Below are 20,945 nucleotides of genomic sequence, written 5' to 3'. Positions count from 1 at the left end.
CCGGACGAAGACTGGTAACTCACTGTGAGGTTACGCAGCGTAATCTGGCTTCGTCAAGCTGAATGTTGCGTACGCGTGCTCGGGGCGGGTGCCGAGGGGTGCCGTGCGGTGCTGTGAAGTGCCGTGGGGTGCTGACTTCGCACGTTTTCGATCCTGGTAACGTCAATACCGTAAATCCGACGTCCTTTAACGTCCGTCCCGTGAGGCGGAGAAGGAGGTCCGTTCCTTTATGGACGCACCCGATCAGTCTGCTGGCCACGCTTCGAGCAAGAGTTCTGGCCAAACATCCAGCGAGACTTCTCCCGAAGAAACCCCCGCACCGGCCCGCCCGGTGCTTGAGGCCCCGGACATCGCTCGGGTCTTGACCCGCATCGCCCATGAGATCGTGGAACGCGCCAAGGGCGCCCATGATGTGGTGTTGCTCGGCATCCCGACGCGCGGAGTGTTCCTCGCCAGGCGGCTCGCCGCCAAGCTTGAGGAGATCACCGGCCGCGCCATTCCGGTCGGCTCGCTCGACATCACCATGTACCGCGATGACCTGCGGCTAGGCCCAGCGCGCACGCTCGCCCGCACCGAGATTCCGGCGGACGGGATCGAGGGCCGGGTGGTGGTCCTCGTGGACGACGTGCTCTTCTCGGGCCGCACGATCCGGGCCGCGCTCGACGCCCTGAACGACATCGGGCGACCGCGCGCCGTACAGCTCGCGGTCCTCGTGGACCGCGGCCATCGCGAGCTGCCGATCCGCGCCGACTACGTCGGCAAGAACCTCCCGACCTCACTGCGCGAGACGGTGAAGGTGCAACTCACCGAGTTGGACGGCCGGGACAGTGTGCTCCTTGGCGTCCGCCCTGCGCCCACCCGCGGCGGGGCCGACCAAGAGCGCGCAGACGCCGGACAGTAGCGCCCCGCGCGGTCCCCGTACGCGCCCCGGGCCTGCACCGGGCCGCGCTGGCGCCTGCCCGCACGCCCTCACCACTCCTCACTCACGGAGCCCTCAGATGAAGCGTCACCTCATCTCGGCCGCCGATCTCACCCGCGACGACGCCGTCCTCATCCTCGACACCGCCGAGGAGATGGCCCGGGTCGCGGACCGGCCGATCAAGAAGCTGCCCACGCTGCGTGGACGTACCGTCGTCAACTTGTTCTTCGAGGACTCGACACGGACCCGTATCTCCTTCGAGGCCGCCGCCAAGCGGCTGTCCGCCGACGTCATCAACTTCTCGGCCAAGGGCTCATCCGTCTCCAAGGGCGAGTCACTGAAGGACACCGCACTGACCCTGGAGGCGATGGGCGCGGACGCGGTCGTCATCCGGCACCACTCATCCGGCGCCCCGCACCGCCTGGCAACCTCCGGGTGGATCAAGGGCTCGGTCGTCAACGCCGGAGACGGCACCCACGAGCACCCCACCCAGGCCCTCCTCGACGCCTTCACCATGCGCCGCCACCTCGCCGGCGCCCCCGACGGCGGCTCCACCCACCACCGCGGCCCTGGCGACGGCACCGGGCGCGACCTGGCGGGACGCAAGGTCACCATCGTCGGCGATATCCTGCACAGCCGGGTCGCCCGCTCCAACGTCCACCTGCTCACCACCCTCGGCGCCGAAGTCACCCTGGTCGCACCGCCCACGCTGGTGCCCATCGGCGTCGAGCGCTGGCCGTGCGAGGTCAGCTACGACCTGGACGCAGTGCTGGCCGCCTCCGATGCGGTGATGATGCTGCGGGTGCAGCGCGAACGCATGAACGCGGCCTTCTTCCCCACCGAGCGCGAGTACGCCCGCCGTTACGGCCTGGACGGCCACCGCATGGCCCGAATGCCGGAACACGCCATCGTCATGCACCCGGGGCCCATGAACCGGGGTATGGAAATCACCGCCGAGGTCGCCGACTCGCGCCGCTGCACCGCCGTCGAGCAGGTCACCAACGGCGTGAGCATCCGGATGGCCACCTTGTACCTGCTGCTCGGCGGCAATGAGCCCGCCATCGCCCCGACGCCCGCCACCCCGGCCGAAGCCCGCACCGAGGAGACCCGTAAGCCATGAGTGAGACGACCAAGACCCTGCTCCGCGGCGCGCGCGTGATCGGCGGCGAGAGCGCCGACGTCCTCATCGACGGCGCAACCATCGCCGCCGTGGGCCAGGGCCTGACGGCCGAGGGCGCCACCGTCATCGACGCGGCCGGACAGATCCTCCTGCCAGGCCTTGTTGACCTGCACACCCATCTGCGCGAGCCGGGCCGTGAGGACTCCGAGACGGTGCTGACCGGCACCCAGGCCGCGGCCGTAGGCGGCTATACCGCCGTGCACGCCATGGCCAACACCTTTCCCGTCGCCGACACCGCCGGCGTCGTCGAGCAGGTCTGGCGGCTTGGCCGCGAGTCCGGCTACTGCGACGTACAGCCGATCGGTGCCGTCACCGTGGGCCTGGAAGGCAAGAAGCTCGCCGAACTCGGCGCCATGCACGACTCGGCCGCGAGCGTCGTTGTCTTCTCCGACGACGGCAAGTGTGTGGATGATGCGGTGATCATGCGCCGGGCCTTGGAGTACGTGAAGGCGTTCGACGGCGTCGTGGCCCAGCACGCGCAGGAGCCGCGGCTCACCGAGGGCGCCCAGATGAACGAGGGCGTCGTCTCCGCGGAGCTCGGTCTCGGCGGCTGGCCCGCCGTCGCCGAGGAATCGATCATCGCCCGCGATGTGCTGCTCGCCGCGCACGTGGACTCCCGGGTACACATCTGCCACCTGTCCACCGCGGGCTCGGTCGAAATCGTGCGCTGGGCCAAGTCCAAGGGCTGGAACGTCACTGCCGAGGTCACCCCGCACCACCTGCTGCTCACCGACGAGCTCGTACGGTCCTACAACCCCGTGTACAAGGTGAACCCGCCGCTGCGTACCGAAGCCGATGTGATGGCGCTGCGTGAGGCGCTGGCCGACGGCACCATCGACTGCGTCGCCACCGACCACGCTCCGCACCCCCACGAGGACAAGGACTGCGAGTGGGGGGCCGCTGCCATGGGCATGGTCGGCCTGGAGACCGCGCTCTCGGTCGTCCAGCACACGATGGTGGACACCGGACTCCTCGACTGGGCGGGCGTGGCCGACCGGATGGCCTTCCGCCCCGCTGCGATCGGCCGGCTGACGGGGCACGGTCGCCCCATCGCGGCGGGGGAGCCCGCGAACCTGACCCTGCTCGACCCGACATACCGTGGTGTGGTGAGCCCCGCGGGCTTCGCCTCCCGCAGTCGCAACACGCCCTTCGAGGGGCGCGAGCTGCCGGGCCGGGTGACGCACACCTTCCTGCGGGGCCGGGCAACGGTCGTGGACGGGAAGCTGACGTGACACCTATGACATTTCTGGCGGCGGACGAGGGCACGAGCGACTGGGCCGCGCGCACCGGCTGGGTTGTGGGACTGCTGCTGATCGTGGTGCTGCTGTACTGGCTGATGCGCGAGGGCTGGAAGTGGCGCGGGTTGCTTCAGTCCGACCTGCCGGGCCTGGCAGACGCACCCGAGCAGCCGGGGGAACCCGTGCTGGTCATGGCCGGGCGCTACCACGGCTCCACCAAGGCCGGGCAGTGGCTGGAGCGCATCGTCGCGCACGGCCTCGGCGCCCGCAGCCGCGCCGACGTCACCCTCACCGACGCGGGCCTGGACGTGCGGCGCCCCGGCGCACGGGACTTCTTCGTACCCACCGACGCACTTCGCGGCGCCCGGCTCGACAAGGGCATCGCGGGCAAGGTCCTCACCGAGGGCGGCCTGCTGGTGATCACCTGGCAGCTCGGCGAGCAACTGATCGACTCCGGCTTCCGCTCCCACCACGCCGCGGAGCACACGGCCTGGGTCGCGGCGATCAACGACCTCACCGGCGGCCCCAGCGACGCGGTCGCCACCCAGCGTGACGGTGCCGCGACCCCCGAGGCTGTAGCACTGCGGGGGGCGACCCCCGCGACCCCCGAGGCTGTGACATCCCGGGGGGCGACCCCCGAGACCCCCGAGGCTGTGACATTGCGGGGGGCGACCCCCGCGACCCCCGAGAAAGGCACATGATGACGCTCTCCACCCAGGGGGCCAGGGTCCCCGCCGTACTCGTCCTGGAGGACGGTCGCACCTTCCGTGGCCGGGCCTACGGGGCGGTGGGGGAGACCTTCGGCGAGGCGGTGTTCTCCACCGGCATGACCGGATACCAGGAGACCCTGACCGACCCCTCGTACCACCGGCAGGTGGTCGTCATGACCGCTCCGCACATCGGCAACACCGGTGTCAACGACGAGGACCAGGAGTCCGCGCGGATCTGGGTCTGCGGCTACGTCGTACGCGACCCCGCCCGCAAGCCGTCCAACTGGCGCACCCAACGCACCCTGGACGAGGAACTGGCGGCCCAGGGCGTCGTCGGCATCAGCGGCGTGGACACCCGCGCCCTCACCCGGCATCTGCGCGAGCGTGGCGCCATGCGCGTCGGCATCTTCTCCGGGGCCGCGCTCACCGAGGAAGCGGCGCTGGTGGAGCGGGTGCGCAGCGCTCCGGAGATGAAGGGCGCCGACCTGTGGCGCGAGGTCACCACCAAGGAGACCTATGTCGTCCCCGCGGTCGGTGAAAAGAAGTTCACCGTCGCCGCGATCGACCTCGGTATCAAGACGATGACCCCGCGCCGGATGGCCGAGCGCGGCATAGAGGTCCATGTCTTCCCCGCGACCGCGAGCCTGGAGGAGATCTACGCCATCGAGCCCGATGGCGTGTTCTTCTCCAACGGGCCAGGCGACCCCGCCACCGCCGACCATCCGATGGAGCTGGCGCGCGGCGTGCTCGACCGCCGCACCCCGCTGTTCGGCATCTGCTTCGGCAACCAGGTCCTCGGCAGAGCGCTCGGCTTTGGCACGTACAAGCTCAAGTACGGGCACCGCGGCATCAACCAGCCGGTACAGGACCGCACCACCGGCAAGGTCGAGATCACCGCGCAAAACCACGGCTTCGCCGTGGACGCGCCCCTGGACACCGTCGTGGACACCCCCTACGGCCGGGCCCAGGTCGCGCATGTGGGGCTCAACGACGATGTCGTGGAGGGCCTCGAATGCCTGGACCTCCCCGCGTTCAGCGTTCAATACCACCCCGAAGCCGCCGCCGGACCGCATGACGCCGCTTACCTGTTCGACCGGTTCGTATCCCTGATGGAGGGCCCCCGTGCCTAAGCGCACCGATATCCAGTCCGTCCTGGTCATCGGCTCGGGCCCGATCGTCATCGGGCAGGCCGCCGAGTTCGACTACTCCGGCACCCAGGCATGCCGCGTGCTGAAGGCCGAGGGCCTACGGGTCATCTTGGTCAACTCCAACCCGGCCACGATCATGACCGACCCGGAGATCGCCGACGCCACCTATGTCGAACCGATCACCCCCGAATTCGTCGAGAAGATCATCGCCAAGGAGCGCCCCGACGCGCTGCTGCCCACCCTCGGCGGTCAGACCGCGCTCAACACGGCCATCGCCTTGCACGCATCGGGCTCGCTGGCCAAGTACGGCGTCGAGTTGATCGGCGCCAACGTCGAGGCGATCAACAAGGGCGAGGACCGCGAGCAGTTCAAGGAGGTCGTGGCGGCAGTCAAGGCCAAGATCGGCTACGGCGAGTCCGCCCGCTCGGTCATCTGCCACTCCATGGACGACATCATGGACGGCGTCGAAAAGCTCGGCGGCTATCCGGTCGTCGTCCGCCCCTCCTTCACCATGGGCGGCGCCGGCTCCGGCTTCGCACACAACGAGGAGGAACTGCGCCGCATCGCGGGCCAGGGCCTCACGCTCTCGCCGACCACCGAGGTACTCCTGGAGGAGTCCATCCTTGGCTGGAAGGAGTACGAGCTGGAGTTGATGCGCGACAAGAACGACAACGTCGTCGTCGTCTGCTCCATCGAGAACTTCGACCCGATGGGCGTGCACACCGGTGATTCGATCACCGTCGCCCCGGCGATGACCCTCACCGATCGCGAGTACCAGACCCTGCGCGACATCGGCATCGCCGTCATCCGCGAGGTCGGCGTGGACACCGGCGGCTGCAACATCCAGTTCGCCGTCGATCCCGCGGACGGCCGGGTCATCGTCATCGAGATGAACCCCCGCGTCTCGCGTTCCTCCGCGCTGGCCTCCAAGGCCACCGGCTTCCCGATCGCCAAGATCGCCGCCCGGCTCGCCGTTGGCTACACGCTCGATGAGATCCCCAACGACATCACCGAGCAGACCCCGGCGTCCTTCGAGCCCACCCTCGACTACGTCGTGGTCAAGGTGCCGCGGTTCGCGTTCGAGAAGTTCCCCGCCGCCGACGCCACCCTCACCACCACCATGAAGTCGGTCGGCGAGGCCATGGCGATCGGCCGTAACTTCACCGAGGCGCTCAACAAGGCGCTGCGCTCGCTGGAGAAGAAGGGTTCACAGTTCGACTTCGTCACCCCGCCAGGGGACAAGGCCGCACTCCTTGAGCGTGCCGGCGTGCCCACGGATGGCCGGATCAACACGGTGATGGAGGCGATCCGCGCCGGCGCCACCCAAGAAGAGGTTTTCGACGCCACCCGGATCGACCCCTGGTTCGTGGACCAACTCTTCTTGATCAAGGAGATCGCCGACGAGATCGCCGCCGCGGACAAGCTCGCGCCCGACATCCTGCGGGAGGCCAAGCGGCACGGCTTCTCCGACATGCAGATCGCCGCCATCCGCGACCTCGGCGACGACGTGGTTCGCGAGGTACGCCACGCGCTCGGCATCCGCCCCGTCTACAAGACGGTGGACACCTGCGCCGCCGAGTTCGCCGCGCGCACCCCGTACTTCTACTCCTCTTACGATGAGGAGAACGAGGTCGCACCGCGCGAGAAGCCCGCAGTGATCATCCTGGGCTCCGGGCCCAACCGCATCGGCCAGGGCATCGAGTTCGACTACTCGTGCGTCCACGCCTCCTTCGCGCTCAGCGAGGCGGGCTACGAGACCGTCATGGTCAACTGCAACCCCGAGACCGTCTCCACCGACTACGACACCTCAGACCGGCTCTACTTCGAGCCGCTCACCTTGGAAGACGTGCTGGAGATCGTGCACGTCGAGCGGCAAGCGGGCCCCCTCGCGGGCGTCATCGTGCAACTCGGCGGCCAGACCCCGCTCGGCCTCGCCCAGGCGCTCAAGGACAACGGCGTGCCCATCGTCGGCACCTCACCCGAGGCGATCAACCTCGCGGAGGAGCGCGGCGCCTTCGGCCAGGTCCTCACCGAGGCCGGACTGCCCGCCCCCAAGTACGGCACCGCCTTCTCCTTCGAGGACGCCCAGGGCATCGCCGCCGAGATCGGCTACCCGGTCATGGTCCGCCCCTCCTACGTGCTGGGCGGGCGCGGCATGGAGATCGTCTACGACGAGCCCTCTCTCGCCGAGTACCTCACCCGGCACGCGGGCCTGATCTCCGAGCACCCGGTCCTCATCGACCGCTTCCTCGACGATGCCATCGAGATCGACGTGGACGCCCTCTACGACGGGCACGAGCTCTACCTCGGTGGCGTCATGGAGCACATCGAGGAAGCCGGCATCCACTCCGGCGACTCCGCCTGCGCGCTGCCCCCGATCACCCTCGGCGGCTTCGACATCAAGCGACTGCGAGCCTCCACCGAGGCGATCGCCAAGGGCGTCGGAGTCCTGGGCCTGATCAACATCCAGTTCGCCATGGCCGGGGACATCCTCTACGTCCTGGAGGCCAACCCGCGCGCCTCGCGCACCGTCCCCTTCACCTCCAAGGCCACCGCCGTACCACTGGCCAAGGCCGCCGCCCGTATCTCGCTCGGCGCCACCGTCGCCGAACTGCGCGCCGAGGGCCTGCTGCCTGCCCATGGCGACGGCGGCACCCTGCCGCTGGACTCGCCGATCTCCGTCAAGGAGGCCGTGCTGCCTTGGAGCCGGTTCCGGGACGCCTCCGGACGCGGCGTGGATACCATCCTCGGCCCGGAGATGCGCTCCACCGGCGAGGTCATGGGCATCGACTCGGTCTTCGGCACCGCGTACGCCAAGTCGCAGGCCGCGGCGTACGGGGCGCTGCCCACCAGTGGCCGGGCCTTCGTCTCCGTCGCCAACCGCGACAAGCGCTCGATGATCTTCCCGGCCCGCGAACTGGTGGCGCACGGCTTTGAGTTGCTCGCGACCTCCGGCACCGCCGAGGTGCTGCGCCGCAACGGGATCAACGCCACCGTCGTACGCAAGCAAAGCGAGGGCGAGGGCCCGGCCGGCGAGAAGACCATCGTCCAGCTCATTCACGACGGGCAGATCGACCTCATCGTCAACACCCCGTACGGCACCGGTGGCCGACTCGACGGCTACGACATCCGCACCGCGGCCGTCGCCCGCGGCGTGCCCTGCCTCACCACGGTCCAGGCCCTCGCCGCGGCCGTCCAGGGCATCGAGGCGCTGACCAGGGGCGATGTGGGCGTCCGCTCCCTCCAGGAGCATGCGAAGCAGCTCACCGCGGCCCGCGAGCTGAGGTAACGGAGAGCGGCGGCCGGAGCCGACGGCTCCGGCCGCCCGCGCCTCTTTTTGTGGTTCTCAGCATTACTCAACGCTACTCAGCATTGCTCCGTGTTACTTCGTGTTACTTCGTGTCGGCCTACCGAAAGTACGCAGCCCGCATGTACTCCCTCTTCTTCCGGCTCTTCTTCCAGCGGGTGGACCCCGAGCGGGCCCACCACCTGGCCTTTTCCTGGATCAGGCTCGCCGCCCGCATCCCCGTTCTGCGCACCGTCATCGCGGCCGTGCTCGCCCCCCGCCACCGGGCGCTGCGTACCGAGGCACTCGGCCTGCGGATGCACGGCCCGTTCGGCCTCGCCGCCGGCTTCGACAAGAACGCGCTGGCCATCGACGGCATGACCATGCTGGGCTTCGACCACATCGAGGTCGGCACCGTTACCGGGCACGCCCAGCCGGGCAACCCCCGTAAGCGCCTCTTTCGTCTCGTCGGCGACCGCGCGTTGATCAACCGGATGGGTTTCAACAACGAGGGCTCCGCCGCCGTCGCCGCCCGCCTCGCCGCCCGCAGGCCGGTTTTCCGTACCACCGTTGGCGTCAACATCGGCAAGACCAAGGTGGTTCCGGAGGCGGAGGCCATCGCCGACTACGTCACCTCCACCGAACGGCTGGCCGCCCACGCGGACTATCTCGTCGTCAACGTCTCCTCGCCCAACACGCCGGGACTGCGCAACCTGCAAGCCGTAGAGCACCTGCGCCCGCTGTTGACCGCCGTACGCGAGGCCGCCGACCGGGCGGTCACCATCCGCCGCGTCCCCCTCCTGGTGAAGATCGCCCCCGACCTGGCCGACGAGGACATCGACGCCGTCGCCGACCTCGCCGTCGAACTCGGCCTGGACGGCATCATCGCCACCAACACCACCATCGCCCGCGAGGGCCTCGGCCTGACCAGCGATGTCTCGCTGGTGGCGCAGACCGGCGGGCTCTCCGGCGCTCCGGTCAAAGCCCGCTCGCTCGCAGTGCTGCGCCGCCTGTACGCCCGTGTCGGCGATCGGGTCACCCTGGTGGGGGTCGGTGGCATCGAGAGCGCGGACGACGCCTGGGAGCGCATTTTGGCGGGTGCCACCCTCATCCAGGGCTACAGCGCCTTCATTTACCGCGGCCCGTTGTGGTGCCGCACCCTCCACAAGGGGCTGGCCGAGCGACTGGCCGCCAGCCCGTACGCCACCCTCGCCGAAGCGGTCGGTGCCGCAACCCAAAGCGACTTCCAGGGCGCGGCCCGCGGCGATCTCCACGGCGAGGCCCAGCACAAGGCCCACGACAAGACGCAGGGAAAGGCCACCGAAACAAACCAGGAAAAGACCAACGAACCAGGGGAGAAGCTGACATGAGCGTCACCGAGCCCTTCGGCGCCCGGCTGCGGCGTGCCATGGACACCCGCGGGCCGCTGTGCGTCGGCATCGACCCGCACGCCTCGCTGCTCGCCGACTGGGGCCTTGGCGATGACGTCGCGGGACTGGAGCGGTTCTCGCGCACCGTGGTGGAGGCCCTCGCTGATCGGGTTGCCGTCCTCAAGCCGCAGTCCGCCTTCTTCGAGCGGTTCGGATCGCGCGGCGTCGCCGTCTTGGAGCGCACCGTTGCCGATGCGCGGGACGCTGGGGCCCTGGTGCTGATGGACGCCAAGCGGGGCGACATCGGCTCGACCATGGCCGCGTACGCCGCCGCGTACCTGGACCCGGCCTCGCCGTTGTTCTGCGACGCGCTCACCGTCAGCCCCTATCTGGGCTTCGGCTCGCTGGACCCAGCGATCGCGTTGGCCCGCGCGAGTGGAAGCGGTCTGTTCGTCCTGGCCCTCACCTCCAATCCGGAGGGCGCCGAGGTGCAGCACGCGGTACGGGCCGATGGCCGCAGCGTCGCCGCCACCATGCTCGGCCATCTCGCCGAACAAAACGGGGCGGAGCGGAAGAACTGGCGCGGCAACGGCGCTGCGCTCGGCTCCTTTGGCGCGGTCGTCGGGGCGACGCTGGGCGACTCGCTCGCCGCGGCGGGCGGCTCGCTAGCCATCGACGGGCCGCTCCTGGCACCCGGCATCGGCGCCCAGGGCGCCACTCCCGCCGATCTTCCGGCGGTGTTCGGCGACGCGGTGGGCAACGTGGTGCCCAGCGTGAGCCGGGGAGTGCTGCGGCACGGCCCTGACACCGCTGCATTGCGTGCCGCGGCGGCCCAGATCGCCGAAGAAGTATGGACAGCCGCGAAATAAGTACCGCAGAACCCGGTGGTTTTGCCCTGAAAAGTCCTGGTCGAGCGAGTCTGACCAGGACTTTTCATCTGTTCTCGCTGACTGGAGCGGCCGTGGCCGCTAGTCTCCGACGAGTGGGGGCACCTCCCGCGCTCTCAAGGCAGTGGGGGAGAACGCGCGAGCGCGTTGCACGTTGCTCCCCAGGTGAGGGGCGACTAGGTTCCTCACCGGTCCCTATCCGACAGTTCGATATCCGAGGTGACGTAGGCGTGGCTCTTCCGCCCCTTACCCCTGAACAGCGCGCAGCCGCGCTCGAAAAGGCCGCCGCGGCTCGCCGGGAGCGCGCCGAGGTCAAGAATCGGCTCAAGCACTCCGGCGCCTCGCTGCACGAGGTCATCAAGCAGGGCCAGGAGAACGACGTCATCGGCAAGATGAAGGTCTCCGCCCTCCTTGAATCCCTCCCCGGCGTGGGCAAGGTCCGTGCCAAGCAGATCATGGAGCGGCTCGGCATCTCCGAGAGCCGCCGGGTGCGTGGTCTTGGCTCCAACCAGATCGCCTCTTTGGAGCGCGAGTTCGGCAGTGGTCCTGCCTGACGTTTTCAGGTGGTCCCGGGAACCTGGATAATCGCCGCATGGCAGCACACCCCCAGGGGGCGACCAGCCCCCTCGCTTCGCAGGCGGTATCCCCCGTACCTCCGGACGCACGTCCGCGGCTGACCGTGCTCTCCGGCCCCTCCGGGGTCGGTAAGAGCACGGTCGTCGCGCATTTGCGCAAGGCTCATCCCGAGGTATGGCTCTCGGTCTCCGCCACCACCCGCAAGCCGCGTCCCGGCGAGCGGCACGGCGTCCAGTATTTCTTCGTCGAGGACGAGGAGTTCGACAAGCTCATCGCCAACGGTGAGTTGCTGGAATGGGCCGAGTTCGCGGGCAACCGCTATGGCACCCCGCGGCGCGCGGTGCTCGATCGGCTGGAGGCGGGGGAGCCGGTATTGCTGGAGATCGACCTACAGGGCGCGCGGCTGGTCCGCACCTCGATGCCGGAGGCCCAGTTGGTCTTCTTGGCTCCACCGAGCTGGGAGGAACTGGTGCGCCGCCTGACCGGTCGGGGCACCGAGTCGCCGGAGGTTATCGAGCGCAGACTGGCGGCGGCGAGGATCGAGCTGGCTGCCGAGTCCGAGTTCGATACGACCCTGATCAACACCTCCGTCGAGGACGTCAGCGCTGAGCTGCTAGCCTTGATGCGAGTGGTCTGATCTTTTTGTGGTCTCTTTGGCCTCTTGTCAGTAACTGTCAATGACTGCCAGTGACCGCCAATGACAGTGATTGACAGTCGCTGACTTGATAAAACGGCTACCGGTAACTACTCGTAACTGCTGGTAACCACTGGTATTACAGCCACCGACGCTGTCACGGATAGCGTCTTCGATATCGCTGAACCCGATCGGAAGGCAGAAGTGTCCTCTTCCATCACCGCGCCCGAGGGCATCATCAACCCGCCGATTGATGAGCTGCTTGAGGCCACCGACTCGAAGTACAGCCTGGTGATCTACGCCGCCAAGCGAGCCCGCCAGATCAACGCGTACTACTCGCAGCTCGGTGAGGGCCTCCTGGAGTACGTCGGCCCGCTGGTGGACACTCACGTCCACGAGAAGCCGCTGTCCATCGCGCTCCGCGAGATCAACGCGGGCCTGCTGACCTCCGAGGCCATCGAGGGCCCGCCGCAGTAGTCGCGCACATCGGTACGTTGTTGTTCACCACGGGCCCGGCAGCGGGTACCTTTCGGCCATTTGGCCGGGAGAGCGGCTGCCGGGCCCGTGGTGTGTCATGGGCCAATGCGAGAGCGTGGGGAGAAGCGAGCGATGGACAAGCCTTCAGACCAGACGGAGCCCCAGACGGCAGCCGGAACCGGGCGCCACATCGAGCGGGCGGTTGGCGCAGGGGAGCCGGCCGCGCACGCGACGGCGGGGCCCCGAGCGCAGGCCGGGCAGGCGTCGTCCGCGCCCCGCAGGCCATCCGTCGTGCTGGGCGTGAGCGGTGGCATCGCCGCGTACAAGGCGTGTGAGCTGCTGCGGCGGCTGACCGAGTCGGGCCATGACGTACGGGTGGTGCCGACCGCGTCCGCGCTGCACTTCGTCGGCGAGGCGACCTGGTCGGCGCTGTCGGGTAATACCGTCGCGACCGAGGTGTGGTCGGATGTGCACGAGGTCCCGCATGTACGGATTGGACAGACGGCCGATCTGGTCGTGGTTGCGCCCGCCACCGCGGACACGCTGGCCAGGGCCGCGCACGGGCTCGCCAATGACCTGCTGACCAACACGTTGCTCACCGCACGCTGCCCGGTCGTCTTCGCGCCCGCCATGCATACCGAGATGTGGGAGCACCCGGCCACCCAGGAGAACGTGGCGACCCTGCGGCGCCGCGGCGCGCTGGTCATCGAGCCCGCGGTCGGCCGGTTGACCGGCGTGGACACCGGCAAGGGGCGGCTGCCGGACCCTGGCGAGATCTTCGAGGTGTGCCGCCGCGTACTGGCCACGGGCCGGGGCGGCGCCGCCCCGGATGAACTCGCGGGCCGTCATGTGGTGGTCAGCGCCGGGGGCACCAGGGAGCCGCTAGACCCGGTGCGCTTCCTCGGCAACCGATCCTCGGGCAAGCAGGGCTACGCGCTGGCCCGCGCCGCTGTGGCGCGCGGTGCCAAAGTCACCCTGGTGTCCGCGAACAGTGCGCTCCCCGATCCGGCCGGGGCCGACGTGGTGCGCGTGGGTACGGCCGTGCAGTTGCGTGAGGCGATGCTGAAGGCCGCGGCGGACGCGGACGCGGTGGTGATGGCCGCGGCCGTCGCGGACTTCCGGCCTGCGGTGTACGCGTCAGGCAAGATCAAAAAGCGGGACGGGCAGGAACCGGAACCCATAGTTCTGGTGCGTAATCCGGACATCCTTGCCGAGTTGTCGGCCGACCGTGCCCGGCTCGGCCAGGTGGTTGTCGGCTTCGCGGCCGAGACTGACGACGTGCTGGCCAACGGCCGGGCCAAACTCGCCCGCAAGGGCTGTGACCTGCTGGTTGTCAATGAGGTGGGGGAGCGCAAGACATTCGGTACGGAGGAGAACGAGGCCGTTGTGCTCGGCGCGGACGGCAGCGAGACGCCCATTCCGTACGGCCCGAAGGAAGCCCTGGCCGAGACGGTGTGGGACCTCATCTCCCGCGTGCTCGATCAGTCCACCAACACCTGAAGGCTGCGGGCGGACGCGGGTGGACGGCTGACGCACGGCCCAGCCGCGAAACGGGCGATACGGGGCACCGCGGACCCTCGCTGCGCACGCGGTGCTCCGCCGGCACCCCCGGGCCAGAGCCGAGCCGGTCCGAGGCATGCCGAGCCCGCCCCTTAATCGGCCGGAGTTCGGCGGGAAATAACCCCCCAGTCCATCGCCGAACACACGATTCACCCCAGACAAGTGTGTGGGACAAGTCACCCTGTGCCCGTGTTGCGAGACACGCTGCCCAATCAGCGAGAACGACCGATAAACTGACCTCGGATTCGCGTCGGGCGCAGCTCCCGTGCGTCTCCGCCCATGCTTAGCCAGCAGCCGCTGCAACCCCAGGGAGCGATGTGTCCCGCCGCCTGTTCACCTCGGAATCTGTTACCGAGGGCCACCCTGACAAGATCGCTGACCAGATCAGCGACACCATCCTCGACGCCCTCTTGAAGGAAGACCCGCACTCTCGGGTCGCCGTCGAGACCTTGATCACTACCGGTCTGGTGCACGTGGCGGGTGAGGTGACGACGAAGGCGTACGCGCCGATCGCCTCCCTCGTGCGCAACAAGATCCTTGAGATCGGCTACGACTCGTCCAAGAAGGGCTTCGACGGAGCCTCCTGTGGCGTTTCCGTATCCATCGGGGCACAGTCGCCCGACATTGCGCAGGGCGTTGACACCGCGTACGAGACCCGCATCGAGGGCTCGGCCGCGGACAAGGAAGACGAGCTCGACAAGCAGGGCGCAGGCGACCAGGGGCTGATGTTCGGCTACGCCTGCGACGAGACCCCCGACCTGATGCCGCTGCCGATTCACCTCGCGCACCGACTCTCTCGCCGGCTGTCGGACACGCGTAAGAACGGGACCATCCCGTACCTGCGCCCGGACGGCAAGACGCAGGTCACCATCGAGTACGACGGTGACAAGGCTGTCCGGCTGGACACCGTGGTCGTCTCCTCGCAGCACGCGTCCGATATCGACCTGGACTCGCTGCTCGCTCCTGACATCCGCGAGTTCGTCGTGGAGCCTGAGCTGAGGGCCCTGGTGGACGACGGCATCAAGCTGGAGACCGAGGGCTACCGGCTGCTGGTCAACCCGACCGGGCGCTTTGAGATCGGCGGCCCGATGGGTGACGCCGGACTCACCGGGCGCAAGATCATCATCGACACCTACGGCGGCATGGCCCGCCACGGCGGCGGCGCCTTTTCCGGCAAGGACCCGTCCAAGGTGGACCGCTCGGCCGCGTACGCGATGCGCTGGGTCGCCAAGAACGTGGTCGCCGCCGGCCTCGCCTCGCGTTGCGAGGTCCAGGTCGCGTACGCGATCGGCAAGGCCGAACCGGTCGGCCTCTTCGTGGAGACCTTCGGCACGGCCACCGTCGATGCCGAGCGCATCGAGCAGGCCATCAGCCAGGTCTTCGACCTTCGCCCGGCCGCGATCATCCGCGACCTCGACCTGCTCCGCCCGATCTACGCCCAGACCGCGGCGTACGGCCACTTCGGCCGCCCGCTGCCGGACTTCACCTGGGAGCGCACGGACCGAGTAGAAGCACTGCGCAAGGCCGCGGGCCTGTAAGTAACCGTTCGACGTGCGGTCTCGCGGCGTCGCGCCGCGAGACCGCACGTCATCAGGTACGCCGTGCGGCGGCCCCAGACCCGTTGGGGACGCTGTGGGTTGATTCGGGCCCTGTTGCTTCGCCTCGTCGACTTGGTCGGCGGGGCGAAGTGCTGCGTAGTGGCGGGTGAAGGCTCGTGGTGTGCCGGTGAGGTGGGCGTCGGTGCGGACGAGATTGATGGCGGCGCTGATGAGCTGGTCCTGGAGGCCGGTCTTCGTCAGGCCGCGGTAGCGGGATCTGCGCAGACGAGCTGGTCATGGATCGCCTCGGTCATCGACCAGTCCCAGCCGGTGGCGACCGTCGTGGCAACGTTCGTCATCGCAGTGGCAACGTTCGTGATCAGGTTCGGAACGCCCGGTTTGCAGGTCTCGGTGAAGTGGACCTTTTAGCCGTGCCACATAGTGTCGCGTTTCACGCTGCCACGTGCGTCGGTGTTGTAGAGGGTGAGCAGGCGCCTCGCGTCCGGCGGCCGGTCTTTTGGGTCCCGGCGCCTGACCGCGCCCCCTGCCCGTTGGAAGTGCTCGGCCCACATCTGCCACAGCACCTGCACCTCGGGCAGCGAATTCAGGCCGTGCGGTGCCGACGGGTCGAAGTCCGCCTCAAACAGCCGCATCCCGTTCGCGCCAACGCGTAGCCCACCTTCTCGCGTCAGGTGCGGGCTGCGGGAAACTGGGAATCCTCGGCCCGGGTGGCGTAGTGCTTGAACCAGTCCGGCTCCGCGACGCTCACCAGCCAGTCGGGGACCGCCTGGGCGAGCGCGTTGAGCGCCGCTCGCAGCGTCTTGGCCACCATCTCCAGCCAGCGCAGCTCACGCGCCGACGACAGGACATGCGGGGAGTCGGTGCGGGCCCGGCCCGCCGTCTTGAGCAGGCCCTTTTCCCTGGCCACGGTCAATATGCCGACCAACACCCCGCCGCCCGGCCCCTGCCTCCACCAAGCGGTCCCGCAATTTCGAGAGCACCCTGCAGTCGAACCCGGGGTCATCGAGGTTCAGGCCCAGGGCGTGCGTGAAGTCGATCCTCGCGCGGACTGCTCCCGCCGCCTGGTGGTCGGTGAGTCCCTCTGCTAACTGCCACACCAAAACCAGCGCCAACCGCCCCGGCGACCAGGCAGGCTTCCCCCGCAAGGGGACCAGATCCACGAACTCCTCGTCGCGAAACAGCGCCCCCAGCTCGTTCCGAACCCGGATCGCCAGACTCCCCCCTCAAAAACACGACCCGCGCCACCCGCACCGTCTTCCCCGGGATCACCACCGGCTCCCTCGGCCGCACGACATCGACACCCACCCGAATCAACCAACAGCGTCCCCGTTGGGCCTGGGGCCGCGGCAGTTAGCTAGGCGACAGTTCGGCGGCCGGCGCCCCTCCCTCGCCCCTCGCGGAGCCCTGCGGTGTCGGAGGTGTCTGCTAAGACTGATGCTGTGAGCAGCGAGAACGAGTGGCCGGGGCAGGAGCCGGGGCGGGTGGAGCGCGCCGGTGATGCCTCGCGGGCGGGGGGTGCGCGGCGCGCGGGGGGTGCGCGAGGCGTGGGGGAGGAGCCGGAGCACAGGCGCGAGCGGGGCTCGGGCGACTCGGGGGCCGGGGAGCAGCTTGCGCTGATACGCGAGACCGTGCGAAAGACCAAGGTGCCCAAGGCGAAGCCGCGCACCTGGCGCGGGGCGCCGCTGGCTAAGGAGCTGCCCGTCGCTCGGGTGCTCGTAGACAAGGGGCCGGTCCATCTGGACAAGCTCTGGGACTACGCGGTACCGGCGGAGATGGACGCCGAGGCGCAGCCCGGGGTGCGGGTGCGGGTGCGGTTCGGGGCGGGCACCGGCCAGGTGCGCGGCGGTCGGCGAGAAGGCGGTGGACTTCTCGACGGCTACATCCTGGAGCGGGTGGCGGAATCCGATTACCGGGGGCCGCTCGCCGCCATCGCGCAGGTCCTGTCGCCCGAGCTGGCCCTGGGCCCCGGGCTGCTCACGGTGTGCCGCATGGTCGCCGACCGGTATGCGGGCTCGCTCGCCGATGTGCTCCAGCTCGCCGTGCCCCACCGCCATGCCCGGGTGGAGGCCAAGGCGTCCCCCGCGCCGCTGCCACCGCCGGGCGAACCCGCGCCCGGAAGCTGGGAGCGCTATCCGCACGGGCCGAGTTTTCTGCGTGCCCTGGCCCGGGGAGACGCTCCGCGCGCCGTGTGGACAGCGCTGCCCGGGCCCACCTGGCCACAGGAGTTGGCCGCGGCGATGGCCGCCACGCTCGCCTCCGGACGCGGTGCGCTCGCCGTCATGCCTGATGGGCGCAGCGCTGCCCGGGTGGACGCCGCACTCGGCGCGCTGCTCGGGCCAGACCGGCACGTACTGCTCACCGCCGACAGCGGTCCCGAAGAGCGCTACCGCCGCTGGTTGGCGATCAATCGCGGCTCTCTACGGGCCGTCGTCGGAACCCGGGCCGCGATGTTCGCCCCCGTGCGCGAACTGGGGCTCGTCGCCATCTGGGACGACGGCGACTCCAGCCACAGCGAGCGGCATTCCCCTCAGCCGCATGCTCGCGAGGTGCTGCTGTTGCGCAGCGCGCACGAGGGGACCGCGTTCCTTCTCGGCGGTGTCAGCCGTACGGTCGAGGCCGCGCAACTCGTGGAGACTCGATGGGCGCTGCCGCTGGCCGCCGACCGAGAAGTGGCCCGTCAGATCGCCCCATTGGTACGTACCGTGGGGGACGAGCAGTTGGGACGAGACGTAGCCGCCCGTTCCGCGCGGCTGCCCAGCCTTGCCTGGCAGACCGCGCGCGAGGGGCTGCGGCATGGCCCGGTCCTGGTGCAGGTTCCACGCGGGGGCTACGTACCTCGGCTCGCCTGCGAGCGCTGTCGCGAGCCCGCGCGCTGCCGGCACTGCCAGGGGCCGTTGCAGGCGCTGGCCGCCGGCGCCGCACTGTGCTGCGGCTGGTGCGGAACGCAGGCGCCCGACTGGCACTGCGCCGAATGCGGCGGACAGCGGGCGCGCGCCCAGATCGTCGGTGCCCAGCGCACCGCGGAGGAGTTGGGTCGCGCCTTTCCCGAGGTGCCGGTGCTGGCTTCGGGGCGTGACCACATCCGCGACACCGTCCCCGACCGCCCCGCGCTCGTGGTCTCCACACCGGGTGCCGAACCCGTCGCCGAGGGCCCCGGGTATGCGGCGGCGCTGCTGCTCGATGGCTGGGCGTTGCTCTCGCGCCCCGACCTTCGTGCGGACGAGGAGGCGCTGCGGCGCTGGTTGGGGGCGGCTTCGCTGGTCCGCGGGCAGGAGGCGGGGGGCGTGGTGACGATCGTGGCCGAGCCGACGCTGCGCCCCGTGCAGGCCCTGGTGCGCTGGGACCCGGCCGGGCACGCGGCTCGGGAACTGGCGGAGCGGGCTGAGCTTGGTTTTCCGCCCGTCTCCCGGATGGCGTCGGTATCTGGACCGCCCGATGCGGTCGCGGGTCTGCTCGATCTAGCGGAACTGCCCCGCACGGCAGAAGTCCTTGGACCGGTGCCAGTCGAGGCCCCGCCGCCCGGCCGGGCCCGCACCGGCGGCGACCCGCCGTCCGCACCTCGGCTTGGGTCGGCCGATGACCCCGGCGGGTGGGAGCGTGCCCTGATCCGGGTGCGACCGGGGCAGGGGGCCGCGCTCGCAGGCGCCCTCAAGATGGCCCAGGCGACACGGCTGACCCGCCGCGAAGGCGAACCAGTGTGGGTGCGGGTGGACCCGCCCGACATCGGCTGAGGCAGAGGGCGCGTACGGGCGGGGCGCTGGCGTCCGCCGGATGCGCAAGTCTCAGAGCCTGTCGGGTGGCCGGTTGACTACGCAGTGATTAGGTCCTCGACGGTCGTGGATCGGGCGGCCTTGCGTTGGGAGTCATGGCTCCACCGTGATGGCTGCCCGGCGAGTCGGACGAGCATGAGGCGGATCATCGCGACCTTGATCATGGCTTCAGAGGTCGCGGACAGGCGTTCGTAGTCACGGGCCAGCCGACGGTTGCGGACCAGCCAGCCGAAACTTCGCTCCACCACCCAGCGGCGAGGCAGGACCTTGAAACCCTTGACATCGTCAGTGCGCTTCACGATCTCCACGGCCAGGTTCAGCGCGTCACGGGCCCATGAAAGCAGTGTGGAATCAACGGAGTTGGCGTATCCGCCGTCGGCCCACACCCAAGCAACGGTGCGGAAGCCGGCGGCGAGCCGGGTCAGGACGATCCGGCCTCCGGCCCGGTCCTGCACGGACGCGGAAGTAACGGCGACGACCAACAGCAGGCCCATCGTGTCGACGATCACGTGTCGCTTTCGCCCCGTCGTTCGTTTGCCTGCGTCGAAGCCGCGTGCCTCGCCGCCCTCACTGGTCTTGATCGACTGGGCGTCGATCACGGCAGCCGACGGCTCACGATCGCGGCCGGCCGCGATCCGCACCCAGCTGCGGAGCTCGCCGTGGACGCGGTCCCAGGTGCCGTCCCGGCGCCACGTGGTGAACCAGCGGTGGGCCGCGTCCCAGGGCATCAGATCGAGCGGGAGCATCCGCCACTGACAGCCCGAGCGCAGCACGTAGAAGACCGAGTCGAGCACCAGCCGGTCCCCATACTCGCGCACTCCGCCGCCTTTGCGCAGGTCACGCACGGGAAGAAGGGGCTGGATGATCTCCCACATCTCATCGGTCAGGCTGGACGGATAGCATGGACCGCTGACGGCCTCGGAGTTGTCGCACTGGCACACACCACGTGATCGTTCCGGGGCCGTCACCATGCCCGCACAGCGGATCACTACCAACACACTCCGCACATGATCAGCCACCCGACAGGCTCTCAGCCGGATGCGCGGGTATCAGCCGTTGCGCGGGCCCGGGAGGGCGCCGGAGCGGGCGTCCTCCCGCAGGGGGGCAGTCGGTGGTGGGCCGGGCACGGTCGGGACCGAACGGGCGGCCGGGACGATCGGCACGCTCGCCCCGTCCGCCGGTCGTTCGACCGTACGCAGCGGCTCGACGTCGGCGCCGCCGGTGCTGGCCCGCCTGCTGCCGTAGCGGCGGTGCACCGCCTGTTTGGTGACGCCGAGCGCCGACCCCACCGCATCCCACGAGAAGCCGAGCGAACGATCGAAGTCCACCGCGGCCGTCACCAGCGTCTCGATGCTGTCCCGCAGCTCCTGCGCCAGCCGTACCGTCGGCGCGGGCGCACGCCCGTAAACGACGAAGCCCGCCGAGGGGCCGGTGCGGCGCGGGCGGTAGACGTTGCCGAGTTGGGCAGTGAGGGTACGCAGTGCGTCCACCTGCCGCCGGACCCGCTCGATGTCCCGGACCAGCAGATGGAGGCTGGCCCGGGCCTGGGCGTCGTGGGTTGCGTGGTCGGCCATGAACAAGCCTCTCGAACCGGCGTTGAAATCGACAGGAAAAGGATCGGGCCGCTGGAG

Annotated in this window: 15 protein-coding genes and 2 pseudogenes; 14 read left to right on the top strand and 3 right to left on the bottom strand. The window is 69.5% G+C overall.

Features of this window, described 5'->3' with window-relative positions; genetic code table 11:
• The first annotated feature begins 229 nt into the window (after positions 1–229).
• The 13 genes and pseudogenes from pyrR (at position 230) to metK (ending at position 15,523) form a co-directional block, all read left to right on the top strand.
• Entirely contained in the window at positions 230–901 is a 672-nt protein-coding gene (gene pyrR, locus FHS42_RS12640; RefSeq protein ID WP_184572147.1) for a bifunctional pyr operon transcriptional regulator/uracil phosphoribosyltransferase PyrR, read from the top strand.
• A 97-nt stretch (positions 902–998) separates the two neighbouring features.
• The gene (locus FHS42_RS12635; protein WP_184572145.1) at positions 999–2,039 is read left to right on the top strand and encodes an aspartate carbamoyltransferase catalytic subunit; all 1,041 of its coding nucleotides are present in this window, start codon (positions 999–1,001) and stop codon (positions 2,037–2,039) included.
• Positions 2,036–3,331: a dihydroorotase gene (locus tag FHS42_RS12630; RefSeq protein ID WP_184572142.1), complete on the top strand. Its 1,296-nt coding sequence runs from the start codon at positions 2,036–2,038 to the stop codon at positions 3,329–3,331. Before FHS42_RS12635 ends, FHS42_RS12630 begins: the two co-directional genes overlap by 4 nt.
• Positions 3,328–3,852: pseudogene (locus tag FHS42_RS12625) on the top strand (PH-like domain-containing protein); the annotation flags it as partial. The gene FHS42_RS12630 and the pseudogene FHS42_RS12625, both read left to right, overlap by 4 nt.
• A 185-nt stretch (positions 3,853–4,037) precedes the next feature.
• Positions 4,038–5,177, top strand: coding sequence for a glutamine-hydrolyzing carbamoyl-phosphate synthase small subunit (gene carA / locus FHS42_RS12620; RefSeq protein WP_184572388.1), 1,140 nt, complete (start codon positions 4,038–4,040; stop codon positions 5,175–5,177).
• Positions 5,170–8,484 carry a carbamoyl-phosphate synthase large subunit gene (gene carB / locus FHS42_RS12615; RefSeq protein ID WP_184572140.1) on the top strand — a complete coding sequence of 1,105 codons (3,315 nt, stop codon included), beginning with the start codon at positions 5,170–5,172 and terminating at the stop codon, positions 8,482–8,484. Before carA ends, carB begins: the two co-directional genes overlap by 8 nt.
• A gap of 140 nt (positions 8,485–8,624) precedes the next feature.
• Entirely contained in the window at positions 8,625–9,851 is a 1,227-nt protein-coding gene (locus FHS42_RS12610) for a quinone-dependent dihydroorotate dehydrogenase (RefSeq protein ID WP_184572387.1), read from the top strand.
• Positions 9,848–10,720 (top strand): orotidine-5'-phosphate decarboxylase, encoded by an 873-nt coding sequence (gene pyrF, locus FHS42_RS12605; protein ID WP_184572131.1) that lies wholly within the window; start codon positions 9,848–9,850, stop codon positions 10,718–10,720. Before FHS42_RS12610 ends, pyrF begins: the two co-directional genes overlap by 4 nt.
• A 248-nt stretch (positions 10,721–10,968) precedes the next feature.
• Positions 10,969–11,292 (top strand): integration host factor, encoded by a 324-nt coding sequence (locus FHS42_RS12600; RefSeq protein WP_184572130.1) that lies wholly within the window; start codon positions 10,969–10,971, stop codon positions 11,290–11,292.
• Positions 11,293–11,330: 38 nt separating this feature from the next.
• Positions 11,331–11,951, top strand: a complete 621-nt coding sequence (gene gmk, locus FHS42_RS12595) for a guanylate kinase (protein WP_184572128.1) — start codon at positions 11,331–11,333, stop codon at positions 11,949–11,951.
• 201 nt (positions 11,952–12,152) lie between these two features.
• Positions 12,153–12,425: a DNA-directed RNA polymerase subunit omega gene (rpoZ, locus tag FHS42_RS12590; RefSeq protein WP_184572126.1), complete on the top strand. Its 273-nt coding sequence runs from the start codon at positions 12,153–12,155 to the stop codon at positions 12,423–12,425.
• Positions 12,426–12,557: 132 nt separating this feature from the next.
• Positions 12,558–13,925, top strand: a complete 1,368-nt coding sequence (coaBC, locus tag FHS42_RS12585) for a bifunctional phosphopantothenoylcysteine decarboxylase/phosphopantothenate--cysteine ligase CoaBC (RefSeq protein ID WP_246494604.1) — start codon at positions 12,558–12,560, stop codon at positions 13,923–13,925.
• A gap of 377 nt (positions 13,926–14,302) precedes the next feature.
• On the top strand, positions 14,303–15,523 hold the full coding sequence (gene metK, locus FHS42_RS12580; RefSeq protein WP_184572124.1) for a methionine adenosyltransferase: 1,221 nt from the start codon (positions 14,303–14,305) through the stop codon (positions 15,521–15,523).
• Positions 15,524–15,798: 275 nt separating this feature from the next.
• Here the strand turns inward: metK and FHS42_RS12575 are convergent.
• A pseudogene (locus FHS42_RS12575) lies at positions 15,799–16,834 on the bottom strand (transposase); the annotation flags it as partial.
• Between the two features lie 254 nt (positions 16,835–17,088).
• On the opposite strand from FHS42_RS12575, the gene FHS42_RS12570 reads away from it, so the two are divergent.
• Positions 17,089–19,275, top strand: coding sequence for a primosomal protein N' (locus FHS42_RS12570; RefSeq protein WP_184572385.1), 2,187 nt, complete (start codon positions 17,089–17,091; stop codon positions 19,273–19,275).
• Positions 19,276–19,352: 77 nt separating this feature from the next.
• On the opposite strand, the gene FHS42_RS12565 is transcribed toward FHS42_RS12570, so the two are convergent.
• Both FHS42_RS12565 and FHS42_RS12560 read right to left on the bottom strand, forming a co-directional pair.
• A complete protein-coding gene (locus tag FHS42_RS12565) occupies positions 19,353–20,285 on the bottom strand; it encodes an IS5 family transposase (RefSeq protein WP_312866850.1) in 933 nt (310 codons plus the stop codon).
• Between the two features lie 78 nt (positions 20,286–20,363).
• The gene (locus FHS42_RS12560; protein WP_184572122.1) at positions 20,364–20,888 is read right to left on the bottom strand and encodes a hypothetical protein; all 525 of its coding nucleotides are present in this window, start codon (positions 20,886–20,888) and stop codon (positions 20,364–20,366) included.
• Between the last annotated feature and the right edge of the window lie 57 nt (positions 20,889–20,945).

Source organism: Streptomyces zagrosensis (genome assembly GCF_014203645.1).
Classification (GTDB): domain Bacteria; phylum Actinomycetota; class Actinomycetes; order Streptomycetales; family Streptomycetaceae; genus Streptomyces; species Streptomyces zagrosensis.
The sequence above is the reverse complement of the archived record's forward strand: the minus strand, read 5'-3'. Positions and strand labels throughout refer to the sequence as shown.